Origin of the sequence: Nesterenkonia sp. (genome assembly GCF_029265375.1) — a bacterium.
Lineage (GTDB): Bacteria > Actinomycetota > Actinomycetes > Actinomycetales > Micrococcaceae > Nesterenkonia.
The window spans coordinates 1-20556 of record NZ_JAJUJJ010000007.1; the positions used below are offsets into that span (position 1 = coordinate 1).

A 20556-nucleotide genomic window follows, 5' to 3' on the forward strand; every position below is an offset into this window, starting at 1 on the left:
TCAGCCAGCAGATCCTCGGCCACCCTGCCGCAGGGCACATGGGGAGCGCAGACGACGACGTCGACGTCGTCATCCTCCACGTCCTGCAGTGAGCCTACGGAGGCGGGATTTCCGTCCGGAACGGCGAGCACCATCTCATTGCCGGCCACATCCCGGGGCCGCCCCGCGAGCAGGCCCTCCTCAGCGGCCTTGCTCATCCAGTGCTCGTCTGCGGTGATGAGCACATCACCGTCGGCACCGTGACTCAGCTGCTCGACCAGGGTGGCCGAACCGGCGGCCTGCAGCCTCACGGAGGTGCCGGTCTCTGCCGTGAAGTCATCTGCGATCTCCTCCATCACCTCGTGCATAGAGGCGGCGACGAACACCGTCAACTCCTCATCGTCGGCGCGCGCGCAGGAGCTGAGGAGCGCGGCAGCGATCAGCAGCCCGGCGCACAGCGCACCGGGGAAGCGAGGTGAAGACTTCATCCGCCGGCGAAAGGGGGAAGAATATCCAGCTGGTCGCCGTGACGCAGCACCGCAGTCTCCGGCCGAGCCTGACGACCATTGAGCAGATAACTGCTGCGGGCGCACACCCGGGACAGGCTGGCTACCGCGCAGGCCCCGGCCTGAGGCGGCGGCAGCTGCTCGGGCAGGGCGGACAGAACCTCCCCCAACGGCTGTTCGGCACCGCTGAGCTGCATGGTCAGCTCCCCGGTGCCGGCGGCCTCCTCGGCCGCGGCGAAGAAGCGTATGGTGACCGTCCCGGCAGAGGGGGCCGGCTGCGCGAACGAGGTCTGGGCCTCAGGCGTAGATGACACGATCATCCTCCAATGGCGGACATAGAGCGCTGCGGACGGGTGAATCCGGGCAGTTCGAAGCCCGGCCGGTCGGTGCCGTGGGCCGCGGGCTTGACCCACATGGCTTCGGCCCAGCGGTGCGCGATGTCCGCATCGGTGGCCGATTCATCGCGCAGCAGGGCGGAGAGGTCGGTCTCCTCGGTGGAGAACAGGCAGCTCATCACCCGGCCCTCCGCGGTCACCCGGGTGCGGGTGCACGCTGAGCAGAACGGTTCGGTCACCGAGGCGATGATCCCCACCCGGCCCAGCACGGCCTGCTCCCCGCGGCGGCGGACGTCGAAGCGTTCGGCTGGGGCGCTGCCCCGATCCTCGTCGGTAGGAGTCAGTTCGTAATGGTCGCTGAGCAGCTGACGGACCTCGGCTGCGGTGACTGTGGCCTCACGCTTCCACTGCTGATCGGCATCCAGGGGCATCTGTTCGATGAAGCGCAGCTCATAGCCGTGCTGCAGCGACCAGGCCAGCAGGTCCGCCGCACCCTGATCATTGAGTCCGCGCATCAGCACGGCGTTGATCTTCAGCGGCGTCAGACCAGCGGCGGCAGCCCCCTCCACTCCGCGCAGCACCTTGTCCAAACTGTCCCTGCGGGTAAGTTCCGCGAAGGACTCGCGGTGAATCGTGTCCAGCGAGATGTTCACCCGATCCAGCCCAGCGGCCACCAGGGCCTCCGCCCGCCGTTCCAGACCGATGGCATTGGTCGTCAGTGCGATCGGCAGCTCCGGATGGTCGGCGCGGATACCGCCGATGATCTCTTCCAGGTCCTTGCGCACCAGCGGCTCGCCGCCGGTCAGCCGCAGCTCGCGCACCCCCAGAACCTCGACGCCGATGCGCACCAGCCGGCGGATCTCCTCAGCGGAGAGCAGCTGCTCACGGCGCAGCCAGGGCAGCCCCGCCTCGGGCATGCAGTAGGTGCAGCGAAGATTGCATTTATCAATCAGCGAGATGCGCAGATCCGTGGCGCGCCGACCATAGCGGTCCAGCAGCCCATCCGCTGCAGGATTCAGACCACCGGCCGGCATCGCCGGTGCCTGGCGCGACGCAGCGCCCTGCTCCGCAGCCGGATGCGGACCCTGCTGATCCGGCCGACGGGGGTGGATTGCTACGCTGACTGCCATGGCCTCGCATGTTACGCGCCCCACGGCGCGGGAGCCAGTCCCCGTGCACATCAACCGGCTGCAGACCCTGCTCAGCGAGGTTCTGGCAGATCGCGAGACTGAGACGGTGCCGGTGGGCCCTGCCCTCGCCGGACGCACGGTCGCGGCGCCGGTGACTGCCCCGATAGCGCTGCCCAGCTTCGACAACTCCCAGATGGACGGCTTCGCCGTGCGGAGACAGGACCTGACCGCGGGCGAGTGTGCGGTGCCGCTGGCCTTTGCAGTGCCTGCCGGCGCCGCGGCCCCTGCGCTGCCGCAAGGAGCCGCCGCGGCGGTGATGACAGGCTCTGAGATCCCCGCAGGCGCAGACATGGTGGTACCGGTGGAGCGGACCAGGGACGGCTTCGCGCACCTGAACTCAGCGGGGCGTCCCGGGGCGACGGTGCAGTTCTCCGACCTCCAGCCAGGCGATCTGACGCCCGGGCGCTTCATCCGCCCTGCCGGCTCGGATGTGCGAGCCGGTCAGCAGCTGCTCCGGCCCGGCGACCTGCTCACCCCGAGGCGGATCGGCCTGCTGGCCGGCTGCGGAATCGCCGAGATTCGTGTCTGGGAGCAGCTGCGCACCCTGGTGCTCTCCACCGGCGAAGAGATCCGGCCCGCCGGCGCCGCCCTGGGGCCGGGCCAGATCTATGACGCCAATGCGCCGATGATCGCGGCGGTCTGCGCCGGATGGGGCCACCGGACGACGACGGCTCAGGCCTCCACCGACGACCCGGAAGACTTTCTCGCCGCCCTGGACCGACTGCTGGACGAACACCGGCCGCACCTGCTGATCACCGCCGGAGGAGTCAGCGCCGGCGCCTTTGAGGTGGTGCGCCAGGCGCTGCAGCCTCGCGGCATCAGGTTCGGGCCCGTAGCCCAGCAGCCCGGCGGGCCCCAGGGAGCCGGGCGCCTGCAGACCGCGGCGCCCCCGCCGACCTCGCTTGCAGAAACCGTGCCCTCGCACGCCCCGGATTCCGCCGTGCCGGCCGTCGTCGCCCTGCCCGGCAACCCGGTCAGCGCCGCCGTCAGCCTGCAGACCCTGCTCCGACCGGCACTGGCAGCGCTCGACCCCGCCTGCCCCGCCCCCCAACGGGTCCGCGCGCGCCTGACCGAGCCGGTGGACTCCCCGGCGGGACTCCGGCAGTACCGCCGAGTGCGTCTGGTCGACGTCGGTGAAGACGCCCACCGGGCGGAGCTGGTCGGCGGCCCAGGGTCTCATCTGCTGGGCCACCTGGCCGCGGCCGACGCCCTGCTGGAGCTGAGCGACGACGATACCCACGTGCCGGAGGGAAGCCTCCGCCCCGCCATCGTGCTCTAATCTGGGGGAATGGCAGACGACGGCTCCCGCAAGACCTCACTGACCCACCTGAACGACGACGGCAGCGCACATATGGTTGATGTCTCCCAGAAGTCGGTGACAGTGCGCACCGCCTCAGCGCAGGCGGTGCTGATCACCACCGAGGAGGTGACCCGGCTGCTGGCCGCCGATGACCTGCCGAAGTCCGATGCGCTGTCCACCGCCCGGATCGCCGGAATCATGGCGGCGAAGAAGACCCCTGAACTGGTGCCGCTGTGCCACCCGCTGCCGATCAGCAAAGTCAGCGTGGAGGTTCAGCTCGACGCCCCAGCCCCGGGCAATGCGCTGATCACAGCCGAAGTGCGCACCACCGGGCGGACCGGAGTGGAGATGGAGGCGCTGACCGCCGCCTCGGTGGCCGCCCTGACCCTGTACGACATGATCAAAGCCGTGGACCGCAGCGCAGTCATCACCGACCAGCAGGTGCTGGCCAAATCCGGAGGAAGGAGCGGCACATGGGTGCGCCGTGCAGTCTGACGCCGGTGATCGTGTCCACCCGCGCGGCCGCCGGCACGCGGGCCGACAAGTCCGCCCCGCTCATCGCCGATGCCGCCGAGCGGGCCGGATTCACCGTGCGCGAGCCGGTGATCGTTCCCGACGGCGAGGCCGTTGGAGACGCCCTGCGCCAGCTGCTGGAGGAGGATCCCCCCGCAGTGATCATCACCTCCGGAGGCACCGGAGTCACTGCGGACGACCGCACCCCGGAATTCACTGAGCCGCTGCTGGACATCCGGCTCCCCGGGATCACAGAGGCGCTGCGCAGCGAGGGCCGAAGCCAGACGGCGCTGGCCGCGCTCAGCCGCGGCGTGGCCGGAGTGGCAGGCTCCACGGTGGTCGTCAACCTCCCGGGATCGCCCACAGCCGTCACCCAGGGGATGGCCGTGCTGGCTGAGATGCTGCCGCATCTGTGTGATCAGCTCGCAGGGGACCGCGGCCACCACACGGCTGACATCCGGCAGCGGTCCGGGGCATCGGAGCGGACGCAGGAATCGGCAGCGCTTGAGTCCGCGCAGCGGACCGCATCGACCGAACCCGACCAGGAGTCCGGCACGGTGGTGCACACCGGCATCTGTGACCGCCCACTGGACCCGGCTCGGGCGGAGCAGGAGACCGCGACGGCGCACGAGGGCGCCGTCGTCGTGTTCTGCGGAGTGGTGCGCAACCATGATCAGGGCCGGCAGGTGGAGCGCCTTGACTACACCGCACATCCCAGCGCCGCCGCGGTATTGGAGCAGACGGCGGCTGAGGTGGCCGCAGCCCATCCGCACGTCCGGCTCTGGGCCGAACATCGCATCGGGCAGCTGACTCTGGGCGATCACGCGCTGGTGGCGGCCGCGGCCTCGGCACACCGGGCCGAAGCCTTCGCTGCCTGCGCCGAGCTGGTCGAGCAGATCAAGCAGCGCGTGCCCATCTGGAAGGAGCAGTTCTTCACCGACGGCACACGGGAGTGGGTCGGCCTGTAGACCGCAGCGGTTCAGCCTCCGGCAGCGTCAGCCCCGGGCAGCGGCAGCGAGTCGATGTCATCACCGCCGGGGAGATCCGTGCAGTCCACATGCGCGACCCCATGGCGCCGCAGATACTCCCGCGCCCCGATATCGGCACGCAGCTGGCCGGACAGCTCCGCCCAATGATCCCGGCCGATGAACACCGGATGGCCCGGTCTCCCGCCGTAGCTGGCCCGGCGCAGGTCAGCAGGCGAGAGCGGCTGGGCCAGCACCCGGGCCACCGCCTCCGGGACCATGCGCGGAAGGTCGACCAGGGTGATCAGCGCCCCGCACGGCTGTGCGCCCGATGCGGCGGCCCGGCGCTGGGCGGCCTGCAGCCCGGCCCCCACCGATGCCGAGATCCCCTCCTCCCAGTCTGGGACGACCACCGGCTGCGCACCGTCGGGAACCAGGTCAGCGGCCTGCTCGGCCTGGGCGCCGAGCATCACCAGCACCTCGTCAGCGCCGGCTGCGCTGAGCAGATCGGCAGCGATCCTCACCCAGGGAGTTCCTGCCTCATCGCGCAGCAGAGCCTTCGGCCGGCCCATGCGCCGCCCAGCGCCTGCGGCCAGCACCAGCCCCACAAAACTCACTCAGCAGCCCCCCTGGGCTGATCGGGCTGCTCCATCCGGGCCGCCAGGTTCTGCCAGAATTCCAGGGCGGCACGTTCCATCGCTATGCCCAGCTCCAGGGGGATCAGTCGGGAGGCCAAGGAGTCCACGGAGCCGAAGCGCTCCTGCATGGATTCATAGGTGGTCAGGCGTTCCTGGTGCTGCCGCACCTGCTCGCGCGCCAGAGAGAGGATGTCCTCATCGGAGGCGAGTTCGGAGAAGAACAGCTTCAGCTCGGCGACGTCGCGCACCTGCATCGGCTCCGTCTCCGGTACGGCCAACCACTCCTGCAGGGCGCGCCGGCCCTCCTCGGTCAGCGAGAAGGTCTGCCGGCGGCGGCCGCCGTTCTCCGTGGTCACATCCAGCAGCCCCGCTTCGGCCAGGCGGCGTGGCTCGGAGTAGAGCTGGGCGTGGGGAAAAGGCCAGAAGTACCCGACCGAATGACCCACCGCCCGTTTGAGGTCATAGGACGTCGAGGGTCCGCGCAGGCCCAGCAGCCCCAGCACCACATAGGACGTCGTCGTCAGTCGAACCATAACTGCTCATTCTCTCACCTCGTTGCCGCAGGCGGTTCAGGCAGTTGCGCGGCACCGCGACGCTATGTATGTTAGGTCACATAGTATGAAACATAACGTCCGTATCAGAGTGTGCGGGCGGTGGAGCATCTCGCAAGGGAGCGGAAGTGGCGCAGAGCGGAAGCGGCAACTACGTGGGTCAGGCCCTGGCGCGCGTGGAGGACCCGGCGCTGGTGACCGGCCGGGGGAGGTTCCTGGACGACCTGGACCCGGTCCCGGGCACTCTGGTCGCCGCAGTGGTGCGCAGCCCGCATCCGCACGCCCGCATCCGCGAAGTCGACCTGGAGCGAGCACGGCAGCACCCCGGCGTGGCCGCCGTCATCGGCCCCGAGGAGGTCCTCGAAACCCTCCGGCCCTTCCCGCTGTCGCTGAAGACCCCGATGCCGTACTACCCCACCGGCACCGATAAGGTCCGCTTCGTCGGCGAACCGGTGGCGGTGGTGGTGGCTACTGACCGCTACACCGCAGAGGACGCGGCCGAGCTGGTGCACATCGACTATGAGCTGCTGCCTGCGGTGGTCGACACTGCCGAGGCCGAGCGTGAGGATGCCCCGCTGCTGCACGACACTGCTGAGAGCAATGTGGCAAGCGACCGGCTCTTCACCTTCGGCGACGTCGAGGCGGCCTTCGACGGCGCAGCCCACGTGGTCAGCGGCGAATACAGCTTCCCGCGCTACTCCTCCACGCCCATGGAGTGCTACTCGGTGATCTCCGAGTGGCGGGAGGAGGCGGACGGGCCGCAGGTCACCGCCTGGTCGAACTTCCACGGACCCTTCTCCATGGTTCCGGTGCTGGCCGGGGCCCTGGGCATCGGGACCGCGCAGCTGCGGCTGATCATTCCCCAGGACAATGGGGGCAGCTTCGGCATCAAGGCCGGGATCTACCCCTATGTGGCGCTGATGGCGGTCGCCAGCAAGTACGCCGGTCGCCCGGTGCGCTGGACCGAGGACCGGATCGAGCACCTGCTCGCCTCCTCGGCCGGCTCAGACCGGGTGATGCGCTTCTCCGCCGCGGTCAGTGAGTCGGGCATGGTCGAAGCCCTCGACGTCGACTTCCGGGAGAACGTCGGCGCCTATCTGCGTCCCCCGGAGCCGGCCACCCTCTACCGCTGCTTCGGCAATATCACCGGCGCCTACCGGATTCAGAACGTGCGGCTGCGCTCGCGGGCAGTAGTCACCAATAAGGCGCCCACTGGACTCAACCGCGGCTTCGGCGGTCAGCAGCTCTACTTCGGCCTGGAGCGGCTGATGGACAAGATCGCCCGCACCCTCGGGGAAGACCCCGTCGAGCTGCGTCGCCGCAATCTGGTGCCCTCCTCCGCCTTCCCCTACGCCACCCCCACCGGCGGCATCTACGACTCCGGGGACTACGAGCAGGCGGTGGCCAAGGTGGTGGAGTCCAGCCAGTATCAGCAGCTGCGCGCCCGGCAGGAGGAGGCCCGCAGCCGCGGCGAGCTCGTCGGCACCGGCATCGCCCTGGCCGTAGAGCCCTCAGCGACCAATATCGGCTACGTCGGCCTGGCCACTCCGGCTGAGGAGCGGCCCCCGGGCAGGGATAAGTCCGGCTCCACTGAGCATGTGCGGGTCTCGGTGGACCCGTTCGGAACCGTCTCGGTGCTGCTGGGCACTGTCCCGCAGGGGCAGGGTCATGCCACGGTGGCCCGCCAGGTGGTGGCCGACCGGCTGGGCCTGCCGCTGGCGAGCGTGGTGCCCAAAGTGGATATGGACACCGACAGCACGCCGTGGACGGTGACCTCCGGCAGCTACTCCTCCCGGTTCTCCCCGCTGCTGACCTCCGCCCTGGTGGAGGCCGCCGACCGGGTGGCTGAGACCATCAAAGTGGCCGCCGGAGTGCTGCTGGAAGCATCGCCGCAGGATCTCGAGCTCGCCGAGGGCACGGTCCGGGTGGCTGAGCATCCCCAGCGTTCGGTCGCATTTCGGCACGCGGCCGGTCTGGTCCACTGGGACCCCGGCTCCCTGCCGGACGGCATCGACGCGCAGCTCTACGCGGAGGCCGCCTTCACCCCTCCGCAGTCCACCGCAGCCTCCCGCACCGATCAGATCAACTCGTCCCTGTGCTACGGCTTCGTGGCCGAGGTGGTCCAGGTGCGCATCGACCCAGACACCTATGAGATCTCCATCGAGCAGGTCAATGCGGTCCACGACGCCGGCACCGTGCTGAACCCGCTGCTGATCGAAGGGCAGGTCCACGGCGCCATGGTGCACGGACTCGGCGGAGCCCTCTATGAGGAGATGGCCTACGACCAGAGCGGCCAGCCGACCTCCACATTCATGGACTACCTGGTGCCGACCTCCGCAGAGGCCGACTTCCCGCTCACCGGAGACCGGGTGGTCACCCCCTCACCGGTGACCAAGCTCGGCGCCAAGGGCTCCGGGGAAGGCAGCAGTATGAGCTTCCCCGCCGCGGTGGCCAGCGCCGTGGAGGACGCTCTCTCGGCCCATCGCATTGAGATCACCTCGCTTCCGCTGCACGGCAATGTCATCCATGACCTGCTCAGCGGCTCCGAAGACCAGAAGACTGCCCAACACTGAAGGAGAAGATATATGCCCCTCACCGGCGGAGAGATCCGGCTCGAACGCAGCCACGACGGCCGAGTCGCCAATCTCACACTGAACCACGGGCGGTTCAACATCATCACCATGGAGACCCGCAGCCTGATGGCGGAGCGCTTCGCGGAGATCGACCAGGACGATGACATCCAGGCGGTGGTGATCCGCGGCGAAGGTGAGCACTTCACCTCCGGCGGAGACATCGCCGGATTCATGGAGGTTGAGCCCTATGATCTGACCGATCTCGGTCAGGACATCACCGCGCCGGCCCGCTCACCGAAGCCGGTGATCACCGCCGTGGACGGCTACTGCTTCGGCGTCGGATTCGAACTGGCCCTGGCCACCGACATCCGGCTGGCCACCAGCCGCACCGAGTTCGCCCTGCCGGAGATGCGCCTGGGCATGATCCCCGGTTCCGGAGGAACCCAGCGCCTGGCCCGGCTCATCGGCCTCTCCCGCGCAAAGTACCACGTGATGACCGCTGAGCGGATCAAAGCGCAGCAGGCTCTGGACTGGGGCATCGTCGCCTCGGTCAGCGACGACGCCGAGGGCTTGGAGGCCGAGGTCGAGCGTGTGCTCTCCGCCCTGCTGGGGTACTCCCCAGTTGCGCTGCGCACGGTCAAGGAGGTGCTGGACCGCGGAATCGACGCCCCGCTGTACTCCGGCATCGAACTGGAGCGGAAGTCCTACGCCATGCTGCGCGCCACCCACGACTTCGCCGAAGGCGTGGCGGCGTTCACCGAGAAGCGCAAGCCCCGCTTCGAGGGTCGCTGACGTGAAAGCTGCGCCCTTCTCCTACGTGCGTCCCACCAGGCTCGACGACGTCGTCGCCGAGCTGGAGCGCGCTGAGAGCACCGGAGGCGGCAAAGTGATCGCCGGTGGGCAGTCCCTGCTGCCGGTCCTGGCCATGCGTCTGGGTCGCCCTAAGACCCTGGTGGACATCACCCGAGTGAGGGAGCTGGCCGAACTGCAGGACGACGTCGGCACCGTGCGCATCGGCGCAGCCGTGCGGCAGCGAAGAGTTGAGCGCGAGCTGGCCCGCCGGGTCCCGCTGGTGGGGCGCGCCCTGCCGTGGGTGGGCCACCGGGAGATCCGCAGCCGCGGGACCGTCTGCGGCTCGCTGGCGCATGCCGACCCCTCCGCTGAGCTGCCCGCGGTGGCGCTGTGCCTGGACGCGACGCTGACCGTGGTCGGGCCCGAAGGACGGCGACGCGTCCCGGCGGCAGAGTTCTTCACCGGCGCGATGTCCACTGTGCTTGCCCCCGCGGAGCTGGTCACCTCGGTCACCGTTCCGACCCCCAGGGCGGGAGAGGGCTTCGGCTTCGAGGAGCTGGCCCGTCGCCACGGCGATTTCGCCCTGGCCGGCGCCGCCGCGCGTGTGCGCCGCGACGGTGATGCAGTCACCGAGGCGGCGCTGGTGGGATTCGGGGTGGCCGACCGGGCCCAGCACCGTGACCTCACCGTCCCTATGGCGCAGGCGGTCAGCCAGCACGGGGCCGATGAGAAGGCCCTCACCACCACCCTGGCCGAGGCCGTGGACCAGATCGCCGCGGAGGTGGTCACCGCCTCGGACGCCCACGCCTCACAGCAGTACCGCCGCCGCCTCATGCGGGTGCTGGGCACCCGAGCGCTGGTGCGGGCCTGGACCGACAGCAGGAGGAGAACCCACGCATGAGCCCCACAGCTGCGCCCCTGAACGCCCTGAAGAGCCGACTGAGCAGCTGGCGCCAGGACCCAGGCGCAGCCGAAGACCGGCAGCAGGTGCTGCGCGTCGAGGCCGAGGAGACTCTCCGCGTCTCCTTCACCGTCAACGGCCGACCCGCCGAGGTGGACGTCGCCCCCCGGGTCACGCTCTCCGATGCGCTGCGCGACCACTTGGGCCTGACCGGCACGCATATCGGCTGCGAGCACGGGGTGTGCGGGATGTGCACAGTCATCGTCGACGGCGATGCCGCCCGCGCCTGCCTGCTGCTGGCCTGCCAGCTCGAAGGCGCCGAGATCATGACCGTCGAGGGACTGGGCAAGCCCGACGACCTGCATCCGCTGCAGGAGTCCTTCAGTCGCCACCACGCTCTGCAGTGCGGCTTCTGCACCCCGGGAATGCTGATGAGCGCCTACGACCTGCTTGACCACGAGCCAGGCGTCGCCCAGGACGAACTGCCGGAGAAGATGTCCGGGGTACTGTGCCGCTGCACCGGCTACCGGCACATCATGGACGCCGTCTCCGACGTCGCCCAGCAGAATCCCGAGGGCGTGCCGGCCCCGCGCAACTGCGGAACCGGCCAGCTGCTGCCGCGCAGCAGCACCGGCGGACCCGGTTCCAGCGCAGAGGACGAGCTGCAGAGCCGGGGTCCGGCCGAGATCACCCTGCCCAGCTCCCAGCCGACCGTCACCGTCAGCGTGGAGGAGCACGTCCAGGCCACCCCGGAGGAGATCTGGGAGGTGCTGCAGGACACCGACCGGGTGGCCCGCTGCCTGCCCGGGGCCGAGCTGGTCGAAGACTTCGGCAATGACCGCTATCTGGGCCGGATACGCGTCGCACTGGGACCGGTGAAGCTCTCCTTCGTCGGCGATATCCACGTCACCGAACGCGATGAGCAGAACCGCTCCATCCGCGCAGTCGCCCAGGCCGAGGACGCCGCCGGAGGCAGTGTGCAGGCCGGGGTCGCCTTGGCGGCCAAGCCGCACGAGGGCGGCAGCCTGCTCTCGGCCGACGCCGAACTGTTCATGGTCGGCAAGATCGCTCAGATGGGACGCTCACTGGCCGGCGATGTCAGCGCTGATATGTTCGCCCAGTTCACCCAAGCCCTCGATGCCACCGCCCGCGGCGAGGAGCCGACCCAGGCCCAGGCACCGAGCGCCGTGGCGATGTTCACCCGCCTGATGTCCCAGCGCGCACAATCGCTCGTGGACCGCCTGAGAAGGAGATGACATGCAGTTAGGCCGCACCTTGGAATGGACGGCAGCCCGCTTCCCGGAGCGGACCGGCTTCGCCGGAGAGCGCCGTATGACCTACCGCCAGTGGGACGAGCGCACCAATCAGATCGCCCAGGCGCTCGCCTCCGCCGGGGTCACCCGCGGCGACCGCATCGCCACCTTCCTGGCGAACACGGAGGTGATGGCCTCCACCCACCTGGCGCTGCAGAAGCTGGGCGTGATGTCCACCCCGCTGAACATCCGCCTCTCCGCCGCCGAGCTGGCCTACTGCCTCGACGACGCCGAACCCGCGGTGGTGATCACTGACGATTACGCCGCTGAGGTGGCCGGCGAGGCGCTGAGCAGCAGCAGCCACCGGCCGCGGGTGCTGCACGCCGGTTCCCGCCCAGTTCAGGGGGCCGAAGACTTTGAGGAGACCGTCGCGGCGGCCGATACCTCCGCCCCCGGGGTCGAGGTGGCCGAATCCGATCCCAGCGTGATGCTCTACACCTCCGGCACCACGGGCCGGCCCAAAGGGGTGCCGCGCACCCAGCGCAATGAGTACGCCGCCTCCACCGCCCATGTGATGCAGTGCCAGTACGCCTATGGGGAGTCCACCTTGGGCGCGATGCCGATGTATCACACCATGGGCCTGCGCTCACTGCTGTCCATGGTCGTCATCGGGGGCAAATTCGTGGAGCTTCCGGCCTATGACGCTCGCCGCGCCATCGAGCTGATTGCCGCGGAGCAGATCAGCGCGCTCTACCTGGTGCCCACCGCCTACTGGGCGCTGGCTCAGACCGGTCAGCTCAGCCGCATCGCCCCCTCCGTGCGGAAACTGGCCTTCGCCGGGGCGCCCATGACCTCTGCACTCTGCCAGCGACTCACCCGGGAGCTGGACCCGACGGTCTTCGTCAACCACTACGGATCCAGTGAGGTCTACACCTTCTCCATCGCCGAGGATGCCACAGCCAAGCCGGGCTGCGCCGGGCGGGCCGGACTGCATTCCCGCCTGATGGTGGTCGACCCGCAGACCCAGAGCGGCCACCAGCAGCTGCCGGTGGGGGAAGTGGGCGAGATCGTCGCGAGCCTGGACTCGGATGAGTCCTTCCAGGGCTACTGGAACCGTCCCGACGCCGATACCAAGTCCCTGCGCGAGGGCTGGTACCACACCGGCGACCTGGGACACCTCGACGAGGACGGCGACCTCTGGGTCGACGGCCGGGTCGACGACATGATCATCACCGGCGGCGAGAACGTGCACCCCGTGGAGGTCGAAGATGTGCTCTCCCACCACCCGGAGATCGCCGAGGTGACCGTCGTCGGCCTGCCGGACGAGAAATGGGGGCAGGCCGTCACCGCCTTCATCGTTCCCCAGGACGAGACCAAGGACCCCGCCGAGCTGACCGAGGCCATCGCCTCCTGGATCCGCACCGAGGCGCAGCTCTCGCCCTATAAGCGGCCCAAGCAGATCCAGATCGTCACTGCCATCCCCAAGTCCCCCGTCGGCAAGATTCTGCGCCGCAAGCTGGTGGCCGGGGAATACGAGACCCGCGAGACCGCACCCCAGTGACCCCAATCCGATACCGAAACCCAGGATGAGTCCTCCCTGACCGAAGAAGGTGGCCCCCATGACAGTCCCCGACACTCCCCGCAGCGCTGAGACAGCAGACACCACGCACCTGGTGGAAAGGGGGCCAGGGTTCCGCGCCGGTGTGCGCGACCTCTGGGGAAACTTGAACCCGGCGACCATCGGCGCCGGTCTGGTGGCCGCCATCTTCGGCTGCACCGGACCTGCGCTGATCGTGATCAACGGGGCCCACGAGGCTGGACTGTCCCCCGGACTGACCGCCTCCTGGATCTTCGGCATCTACGTCTTCGGCGGGCTGATCTCCATCGTGCTCGCGCTGCACTACAAGCAGCCGATCACCGGAGCCTTCTCCATCCCCGGAGCCGCCCTGGTGACTGCAGCGCTGCCGAACTACAGCTTCCCGGAGATGGTCGGCGCTTTCCTGCTGGCGGGGCTTCTGGTGCTGCTGGTCGGGGTCACCGGCCTGGTGCGCAGAGTGGTCCAATGGATCCCGTTCCCCATCGTGATGGCGATGATCGCCGGGGCGCTGATCCGGTTCGGCATCGAGATCGTCAACTCCGCGGCCGCCGCGCCCGTGGTGGCAGGCGCGGCGCTGCTGGGTTTCGTGCTGCTCAGCCGCTTCCTCCCGGCGGTCCCCGGGGTGGTGGGCGCCTTGGTGCTGGGACTGATCGCCGCCGGTCTGATGGGAAGCTTCGGCACCCTGGAGGGCGGCTTGGGGCTGACCGCGCCGCAGCTGATCGCGCCCTCCTTCGACCTGGGCGCGGTGCTGGCGGTGGCGATTCCGCTGGCGCTGCTGGTCATCGGTGCCGAGAATGCTCAGGCCATGGGCGTGCTGATGGCCGAGCGGTATAAGCCCCCGTTCAACGTCATGACCATCATCAGCGGCTTCGGTGGCCTGCTGGCGCCGCTGTTCGGCGGACACAATGCCAATATCGCCGGTCCGATGACGGCGATCTGCTCCTCCGACCAGGCTGGAGAGGACCGCGCCGGCCGCTATGCCGCCACAGTGGTCAACGGTGTCCTCTTCGGGCTCTTTGGAGTGTTCGCGGGTGTGACGGTGGCGTTGGTGACGGTCATGCCGGCCGAGCTGACCGCCACCGTGGCAGGCCTGGCGATGATCGGGGTGCTGGTCCGGTCCTTCCGCGCGAGCTTCCCCGACGGCGGCCTGCAGTTCGGCCCGTTCTTCGCGCTGGTGATCGCCATGAGCGGAGTGACCCTGTTCAATATCTCTGCGCCGTTCTGGGCGCTGGTCGGCGGCGTGCTGGCATCGTTGCTGCTGGAGCCCCGGCACTTTTGGGAACCCCAGGCCGCAGCGCAGAACAAGACTGCCTGAGCTGAGTCGGTGAAGGAGACAACTGATGCGTGAAGTAGCCAGTCAGCTGCGTCAGCAGTGGGAGGCCGACCAGCCGGTGGCCCTGGCGACGGTGGTCTCCACCTTCCGCTCGGCGCCGCGGGAGCCCGGAGCGGCGATGCTCATCACCGGCCGGGGCGAGGTCCTGGGATCAGTCTCGGGAGGCTGCGTGGAGAGCGCGGTCTACACCAGCGCACAGGAGGTACTGGCCACCGGCGCCCCCCGGCTGGAGCGCTACGGGATCACCGATGGGGACGCCTTCGCCGTGGGGCTGACCTGCGGAGGCACACTCGAGGTGTTCATCGAGCGCATCACCGCCGCAGAGTTCCCCGAACTCGGCGACATTCTCGACGACGTTCAGGCCGGCCGGCCGGTGGGGGTGGCCACCGTAGTGGACCACCCCGACCACGCCCAGGTGGGTCGCCGCACCGCAGTGCGTCTGCCGGAGCCTGCCTCCCCGGGGTGCAGCCCCGGCGATGACCACCGCCCGGGGGCCGAGCCCGTGCTCGGCTGGGCCGACCGCCGTGCCGAGGCGGCCGCAGCGGAGGATATGCGCGCCATGCTGCGCACCGGGCGGAGCGGCATCCTCGAGTACGGGCCTGCAGGCCAGCGGCAGGGGGCCGGTCAGCGGATCTTCGTCTCCAGCTTTGCCGCACCCGACCGGATGCTGATCTTCGGGGCCATCGATTTTGCCGCCTCTGTGGCGCAGATCGGATCCTTTCTGGGCTACCGCGTCACCGTCTGCGATGCCCGGCCCGTGTTCGCCACCGCTCAGCGGTTCCCCGCCGCCGACGAGGTGGTGGTGCAGTGGCCCGACGACTACCTGCGCCAGGAGAAGCAGGCCGGGCGGGTCAACGAGCGCACCGTCATATGTGTGCTCACCCACGAACCCACCGTCGATGTGCCGGTCCTCCAGGAGGCGCTGAACGGACCGGCTGTGGGATACATCGGTGTGATGGGCTCCCGGCGCACCCACCGGGACAGGTTGCAGCGGCTGCGTGAGGCCGGTCTGAGTGAGGAGCAGCTGGCCCGACTCGCCAGCCCCATCGGACTGGACCTGGGCGGCCGCACCCCTGCGGAGACGGCGCTGAGCATCGGGGCTGAGATCGTCGCCCACCGCCATGGGGGCAGCGGCCTGCCGCTGAGCCGGCGCAGCGGACCCATCCATAGGGCCCCCGTCGGTCTCCCGGCAGGGTGAGGGTCTGTGGAGCAGATGTCCACGTTTCCTGTTTAGGCTTATGGCCTGACACGACGACGAGAGGACATACTGCGTGCACCCTATGGGCTCCTCCCCGGATGAGACGCGCCGGCAGCGGCTGAAGTGGTCGGTTGCCGCGGCTGCGTTCCTCATCGGGTTCGTCATTCTGCTGGTGCTCATGCTGCCGAATCCATGGGCCGTTGCCGCGGGCCTGGTGGTCGGAGGAGCCGCCGGCGCAGGAACCTACGGGATGATGTCCGGGCGAGAGCTGAGCCTGCAGCGCAGAGCCGCAGAGCTGACATCCACCCAGGCGACGCTGAAGTCCCACCTGGAGGAAATCGACGCAACGGTGCGCAACCGCCCCAACCAGCTGCCGCCCTCCACCCACGGACAGCTGCGCATGATCGTGGTGGGCCTGCAGGAGATCGTGGACAGATGGGAGACCCTCGCGCGGGCCCCTGAGCAGCAGGACGCCGTGCACCGCACCATCACTGAGCACCTGCCGCAGACCCTGGAGCTGTTCATCTCGCTTCCGGATTCGGCCAAGCCCCGCCACGCAGAGGAGTTCAAAGCTCAGGTGGGTCTGCTCGCCGAAGCCGTGGCCAAGACCCGCGACAGGGCGGTGGCGAAGGATCTGCAGGCGCTGCGGACCAACCGATGGCTGCTGGAGGAGTCACTCACCGACCCCGATGAGCGCCTCTTCAAAGAGCACGGCCTCTGAGACGCCGATGCGGCCGGCGGCAGCGGGTCTTGTGCGCCCCGCACCGCCGACCGCATCACAGCCGGGCGACTGGGTGTGCTACTGCAGAATCTCGTATGCCGGCAGCGTGAGGAAGTCCTTGTACTCCTGCTGGTTCAGCACCAGATCCTTGACGATCTTCGCGGCCGGCTCGAAGTAGCGGGTGAACATCTCCTCGTCGCCGATATCGCTTCGCAGCCGCCCGACCTCCTCCTCGAGCAGCCGCTCCACCAGCTCTGCGGTGATGGTCTCGCCGGTGTCTGCGGTGACGGTGGCGTTGTGAATCTGCTGCCAGACCTGAGAGCGGGAGATCTCGGCGGTGGCGGCATCCTCCATCAGGTTGTGGATGGCCACCGCCCCATTGCCGGAGAGCCACACGGCTGTGTAGTAGACCCCGACGTAGAGGTTGGTGCGCACACCCTGTTCAGTGACCTCGCCCTCGGCGGCCCCGATGTTCAGCAGGTCTGAAGCGGTCACCGAGACGTCGTCGCGCTTGCGGTCCACCTGGTTGGGCTTCTCGCCCAGAACCTTGGTGAACTCCTCAGCGCACAGCTCCACCAGGTCCGGGTGAGCCACCCACGAGCCGTCGTAGCCGTCATTGGCCTCGCGCGACTTGTCCTCGCGCACCTTCTCGATCGCCTTCTGGGTCACCTCGGGGTCGCGCCGGTTCGGGATGAACGCGGCCATCCCGCCGATGGCAAAGGCCTCGCGCTTGTGGCAGGTCTTCACCAGCAGCTCGGTGTAGGCCCGCATAAAGGGCTGGGTCATGCCCACCTGTGCACGGTCGGGCAGCACAAACTGCTCGCCCGAGGCGCGGAAGTACTTGATGATGCTGAACAGATAGTCCCAGCGCCCGGCGTTGAGCCCTGAGGCGTGCTCGCGCAGCTCGTAGAGGATCTCCTCCATCTGGAAGGCCGCCGGGATGGTCTCGATCAGCACCGTCGCCCGTACAGTGCCGTGCGGGATGCCCAGCCGCTCCTCGGCGAAGCTGAACACCTCATTCCAAAGCCGGGCCTCCCGGTAGTGCTCCAGCTTCGCCAGATAGTAGAAGGGACCCTCGCCCTGCTCGTGCAGCACCTTCGCGTTGTGGAAGAAGTGCAGGCCGAAGTCCACCAGGGAGCCGATGGTCGGCTGACCATCGATGGTGATGTTCTTCTCCGGCAGGTGCCAACCGCGGGGACGCACGACGACGGTCGGCAGCTGCACGTCCTCACGCAGCGAGTACTCCTTGCCCTCCGGGGAGGTGAAGGACAGAGTCCGGCGGGCGGCGTCGTGGAGGTTCTTCTGCGCCTCCACCAGATTGCGCCAGCTGGGGGAGAGCGCATCCTCCAGGCAGGCCAGCCACACCTTGGCGCCGGAGTTCAGCGCGTTGATGGCCATCTTCGCCGGGGCCGGCGGACCGGTGATCTCCACGCGGCGGTCCTGCAGCGAGGCCGGCGCCTCGGCCACTCGCCAGTCGCCCTCGCGCACCTGCTGGGTCTCTTCCGGAAAGTCCAGTCGCCCGGAGGCGGCGGCCTCAGCCTGTGCAGTCTCCCGGGCGTTGAGCAGCTCATTGCGGGTATCGGCGAAGCGGACATGCAGCTCCTCGACGAACGCCAGAGCCTCCTCGGTGAGGACGGCGTCGGTGCCGGGAACGTCATAGGGGGCAGAGTATGTGATGCTCATGGCAGGCTCCTCACGGTGGGGGTTGCTGCTTCCTTTCTATGCCATAGAATCCGCAGTGTGAAAGAAGAAGTCCGCAATACGGACTCTCCGAGGGGGTCCCAGCGTGTCCAGGTGGTGGAGCGGGCCTTCGCGCTGCTGGACTGCTTGGTCAAGCTGGGCGGCAGCGCCTCGGCCGGGGAGCTGAAGTCCGCCTCCGGGCTGGCCGGGCCCACAGTGCACCGGCTGCTGCACACCCTGATCGGTCTGGGCATGGTGCGCCAGACGGCGGAGAGGCGCTATGCATTGGGCGCGAACCTGGTGCCTCTGGGCGAAGGCGCGACCCGCCAGCTCGGCGGCTTGGCCGTGCCGCAGATGCAGTCACTGGTGGCGGAGCTGGGGGAGAGCGTGAATATGGCTGCCATGGAGTCGGAGATGGTCGTCTACATCGCCCAGGCGCCCTCTCCGCATTCGATGCGCATGTTCACCGAAGTGGGCCGACGCGCCTATATGCACTCCACAGGCGTAGGCAAGGCCATGCTGGCGACGATGCCTGCTGAGCGGGCCCGGGAGGTGCTCATGGCCACCGGTATGCCGGCGATGACGCCGAAGACGCTGACAAAACCCGAGGCGCTGCTGGAGCAGCTGCCGGTCATCGCCGCGCAGGGCTACGCCCTCGACGACGAGGAGCAGGAGCTTGGGGTCCGGTGCCTTGCGGTTGCGCTGCCGCAGGGGCCCACACGGATGGGGCTGTCCATCTCGGGTCCCACAGCTCGCATGGACGACGCCTTCGTCCGCCATGCGGTGCCGCTGATGACTCGGGCAGCTGCCGAGATCTCCCGCAGGCTCACCCGCAGCTGAGAGTGCCGTGCGCCGGGACTCCGCTGCTGGTCAGCGCACCACCGAGCTGAGCAGCAGGCTGGTCTCCGAGTTCATCACTCCCTTGACGCCGCGCAGCCGGGTCAGCAGGGAGTCGAACTCCTGCAGATCGGTGCAGCTGATCTCAGCCACCAAGTCCCATGCGCCGTTGGTGGTGTGCAGCGCGGTGATCTCCGGATAGCCGCGCAGCTCGGCGATGACGTGACTGGTGGGCCGGCCGAAGAGCTCGATGCAGCTGATCGCCCGGACCTCCCCGACCTCCCGCGGGTCCCGGATGCGCACGCTGAAGCCCACGATGACGCCGGCTGCGGTGAGCTTGTCGATCCGTTTGGTCACCGTGGCACGTGAGACCCCGAGCCGCTGCGCCAGTGCCGCTACCGGGGCTCGACCGTCCCGGCGCAGCTCCGAAATCAGGCGCCGGTCGAGGTCACTCAGAGACTCCATGACCATCATGCTAAGGCCAGGGAGTCACTTTGATAAGTCCCTGAGCAGAATTTAAGCGTTCTGGCCATTTCGGGTGCACATCGAAAACCGTAGTCTGGCCTCAAAACCAGACCCCACGGCCAAGGGAGGCACAGATGACGCAGTTCGTGGACGTAGCGAGCATGACCCGGTGGATCCAGCGCGAGGGCGTGGAGCAGATCATGTCAGGCATGGTGCGCTACCTGGAGTCTGACTTTGCGCGGTGGGAGCGGTTCGACAAGATTCCGCGGGTGGCCAGCCACACTCCCTTCGGCGTCATCGAGCTGATGCCCACCTCGGACCATGAGGAATACTCCTTCAAGTACGTCAATGGTCATCCGTTCAACCCCGCCCGCGGCTACCAGACCGTCACCGCCTTCGGCATGCTCGCCGATGTGGACAACGGCTACCCGACGTTCCTGGCTGAGATGACGCTGCTGACCGCGCTGCGCACTGCCGCCACCTCCGCGATGGTCGCCCGGCATCTGGCCCGGCCGGACTCAGAGACCATGGCGATGATCGGTGCCGGTTCGCAGGCTGAGTTTCAGGCGCTGGGCTTCCGCGCGGTGCTGGGCATCGAGAAGCTGCGGGTCTATGACGTCGATCCCGCCGCCGTTGAGAAGCTGCGGCGCAATCTGGAGCCGCTGGGCTTCAGCATCGTGGCCGCCGTCTCCACCGAGGAGGCGGTCGAGGGCGCAGACATCATCACCACCTGCACCGCGGACAAGGCCAAGAACACCATCCTCGCCGCGGAGCACGTGCGTCCGGGGGTCCACCTCAATGCCGTCGGCGGCGACTGCCCCGGCAAGACCGAGCTGGCCGCTGAGGTCTTCACCGCTGGCCGGGTCTTCGTCGAGTACCCCGAACAGACGCGGATTGAGGGCGAGATTCAGCAGATGGCTCCGGACTTCCCGGTGGTGGAGTTCTGGCAGGTCCTCACCGGGCAGGCAGAGGGACGGCTCAGCCGGGAGGAGATCACCATCTTCGACTCTGTGGGCTTCGCCATCGCCGACTTCTCCGCCCTGCGATACCTGCGCGATGCCACTGCCGGCACGGATCTGCAGGCCCATCTGGACCTCATCGCCGATCCGGAGGACCCGAAGGACCTGTTCTCCCTGGTCAACTCGATGAAACCGGTGGGCTGAGCGATGACAATCCAGGCAGAATCCCCCGCGAGCGAGGTCTTTCCGGCCACGGATTCACAACCCCTC

At 68.6% G+C, this 20556-nt stretch carries 20 protein-coding genes; 13 read left to right on the forward strand and 7 right to left on the reverse strand.

The window, feature by feature from the left end; translation table 11 throughout:
- The 3 genes from Q1K09_RS04205 to moaA form a co-directional block, all read right to left on the reverse strand.
- A partial coding sequence (locus tag Q1K09_RS04205; protein WP_300343526.1) for an extracellular solute-binding protein occupies positions 1-467 on the reverse strand: 467 nt, incomplete at its 3' end.
- Positions 464-799, reverse strand: a complete 336-nt coding sequence (locus Q1K09_RS04210; RefSeq protein WP_300343528.1) for a MoaD/ThiS family protein — start codon at positions 797-799, stop codon at positions 464-466. The genes Q1K09_RS04205 and Q1K09_RS04210, both read right to left, overlap by 4 nt.
- Positions 800-801: 2 nt before the next feature.
- Positions 802-1854 (reverse strand): GTP 3',8-cyclase MoaA, encoded by a 1053-nt coding sequence (moaA, locus tag Q1K09_RS04215; protein ID WP_300343702.1) that lies wholly within the window; start codon positions 1852-1854, stop codon positions 802-804.
- 94 nt (positions 1855-1948) lie between these two features.
- On the opposite strand from moaA, the gene Q1K09_RS04220 reads away from it, so the two are divergent.
- From Q1K09_RS04220 to Q1K09_RS04230, 3 genes are read left to right on the forward strand one after another with little or no spacing between them, the layout of a single operon-like run.
- Positions 1949-3289, forward strand: coding sequence for a molybdopterin molybdotransferase MoeA (locus tag Q1K09_RS04220; protein ID WP_300343530.1), 1341 nt, complete (start codon positions 1949-1951; stop codon positions 3287-3289).
- A 9-nt stretch (positions 3290-3298) separates the two neighbouring features.
- Positions 3299-3805 carry a cyclic pyranopterin monophosphate synthase MoaC gene (gene moaC, locus Q1K09_RS04225; RefSeq protein WP_300343532.1) on the forward strand — a complete coding sequence of 169 codons (507 nt, stop codon included), beginning with the start codon at positions 3299-3301 and terminating at the stop codon, positions 3803-3805.
- A gap of 5 nt (positions 3806-3810) precedes the next feature.
- Positions 3811-4791 carry a molybdenum cofactor biosynthesis protein MoaE gene (locus tag Q1K09_RS04230; RefSeq protein ID WP_300343534.1) on the forward strand — a complete coding sequence of 327 codons (981 nt, stop codon included), beginning with the start codon at positions 3811-3813 and terminating at the stop codon, positions 4789-4791.
- Between the two features lie 11 nt (positions 4792-4802).
- Here the strand turns inward: Q1K09_RS04230 and Q1K09_RS04235 are convergent, their stop codons facing one another.
- Both Q1K09_RS04235 and Q1K09_RS04240 read right to left on the reverse strand, forming a co-directional pair.
- Positions 4803-5405, reverse strand: a complete 603-nt coding sequence (locus Q1K09_RS04235) for a nucleotidyltransferase family protein (protein WP_300343536.1) — start codon at positions 5403-5405, stop codon at positions 4803-4805.
- On the reverse strand, positions 5402-5959 hold the full coding sequence (locus Q1K09_RS04240) for a PadR family transcriptional regulator (RefSeq protein ID WP_300343538.1): 558 nt from the start codon (positions 5957-5959) through the stop codon (positions 5402-5404). The genes Q1K09_RS04235 and Q1K09_RS04240 overlap by 4 nt, the downstream gene beginning before the upstream one ends.
- Before the next feature lie 146 nt (positions 5960-6105).
- Between Q1K09_RS04240 and Q1K09_RS04245 the strand changes: the two genes are divergently transcribed.
- The 8 genes from Q1K09_RS04245 (at position 6106) to Q1K09_RS04280 (ending at position 16345) form a co-directional block, all read left to right on the forward strand.
- On the forward strand, positions 6106-8550 hold the full coding sequence (locus Q1K09_RS04245) for a xanthine dehydrogenase family protein molybdopterin-binding subunit (protein WP_300343540.1): 2445 nt from the start codon (positions 6106-6108) through the stop codon (positions 8548-8550).
- Between the two features lie 12 nt (positions 8551-8562).
- Positions 8563-9342, forward strand: a complete 780-nt coding sequence (locus tag Q1K09_RS04250; RefSeq protein ID WP_300343541.1) for an enoyl-CoA hydratase/isomerase family protein — start codon at positions 8563-8565, stop codon at positions 9340-9342.
- A gap of 1 nt (position 9343) precedes the next feature.
- Positions 9344-10243, forward strand: a complete 900-nt coding sequence (locus Q1K09_RS04255) for an FAD binding domain-containing protein (protein WP_300343543.1) — start codon at positions 9344-9346, stop codon at positions 10241-10243.
- The gene (locus Q1K09_RS04260; RefSeq protein ID WP_300343545.1) at positions 10240-11499 is read left to right on the forward strand and encodes a 2Fe-2S iron-sulfur cluster-binding protein; all 1260 of its coding nucleotides are present in this window, start codon (positions 10240-10242) and stop codon (positions 11497-11499) included. Before Q1K09_RS04255 ends, Q1K09_RS04260 begins: the two co-directional genes overlap by 4 nt.
- 1 nt (position 11500) lies before the next feature.
- Positions 11501-13057 carry an AMP-binding protein gene (locus tag Q1K09_RS04265; RefSeq protein ID WP_300343547.1) on the forward strand — a complete coding sequence of 519 codons (1557 nt, stop codon included), beginning with the start codon at positions 11501-11503 and terminating at the stop codon, positions 13055-13057.
- 58 nt (positions 13058-13115) lie between these two features.
- Complete coding sequence (locus Q1K09_RS04270; protein WP_300343549.1) at positions 13116-14408, forward strand: benzoate/H(+) symporter BenE family transporter; 1293 nt, start codon at positions 13116-13118, stop codon at positions 14406-14408.
- Between the two features lie 25 nt (positions 14409-14433).
- On the forward strand, positions 14434-15624 hold the full coding sequence (locus tag Q1K09_RS04275) for an XdhC/CoxI family protein (RefSeq protein WP_300343551.1): 1191 nt from the start codon (positions 14434-14436) through the stop codon (positions 15622-15624).
- Positions 15625-15697: 73 nt separating this feature from the next.
- Positions 15698-16345 carry a hypothetical protein gene (locus Q1K09_RS04280; protein ID WP_300343553.1) on the forward strand — a complete coding sequence of 216 codons (648 nt, stop codon included), beginning with the start codon at positions 15698-15700 and terminating at the stop codon, positions 16343-16345.
- Between the two features lie 78 nt (positions 16346-16423).
- Here the strand turns inward: Q1K09_RS04280 and aceB are convergent, their stop codons facing one another.
- A complete protein-coding gene (gene aceB / locus Q1K09_RS04285; RefSeq protein ID WP_300343556.1) occupies positions 16424-18028 on the reverse strand; it encodes a malate synthase A in 1605 nt (534 codons plus the stop codon).
- Positions 18029-18085: 57 nt separating this feature from the next.
- On the opposite strand from aceB, the gene Q1K09_RS04290 reads away from it, so the two are divergent.
- Positions 18086-18865 (forward strand): IclR family transcriptional regulator, encoded by a 780-nt coding sequence (locus tag Q1K09_RS04290; protein ID WP_300343558.1) that lies wholly within the window; start codon positions 18086-18088, stop codon positions 18863-18865.
- 30 nt (positions 18866-18895) lie between these two features.
- On the opposite strand, the gene Q1K09_RS04295 is transcribed toward Q1K09_RS04290, so the two are convergent.
- Positions 18896-19327: an Lrp/AsnC family transcriptional regulator gene (locus tag Q1K09_RS04295; RefSeq protein WP_300343560.1), complete on the reverse strand. Its 432-nt coding sequence runs from the start codon at positions 19325-19327 to the stop codon at positions 18896-18898.
- Positions 19328-19461: 134 nt separating this feature from the next.
- Between Q1K09_RS04295 and Q1K09_RS04300 the strand changes: the two genes are divergently transcribed.
- Positions 19462-20490, forward strand: a complete 1029-nt coding sequence (locus tag Q1K09_RS04300; RefSeq protein WP_300343563.1) for an ornithine cyclodeaminase — start codon at positions 19462-19464, stop codon at positions 20488-20490.
- Positions 20491-20556: the final 66 nt, after the last annotated feature.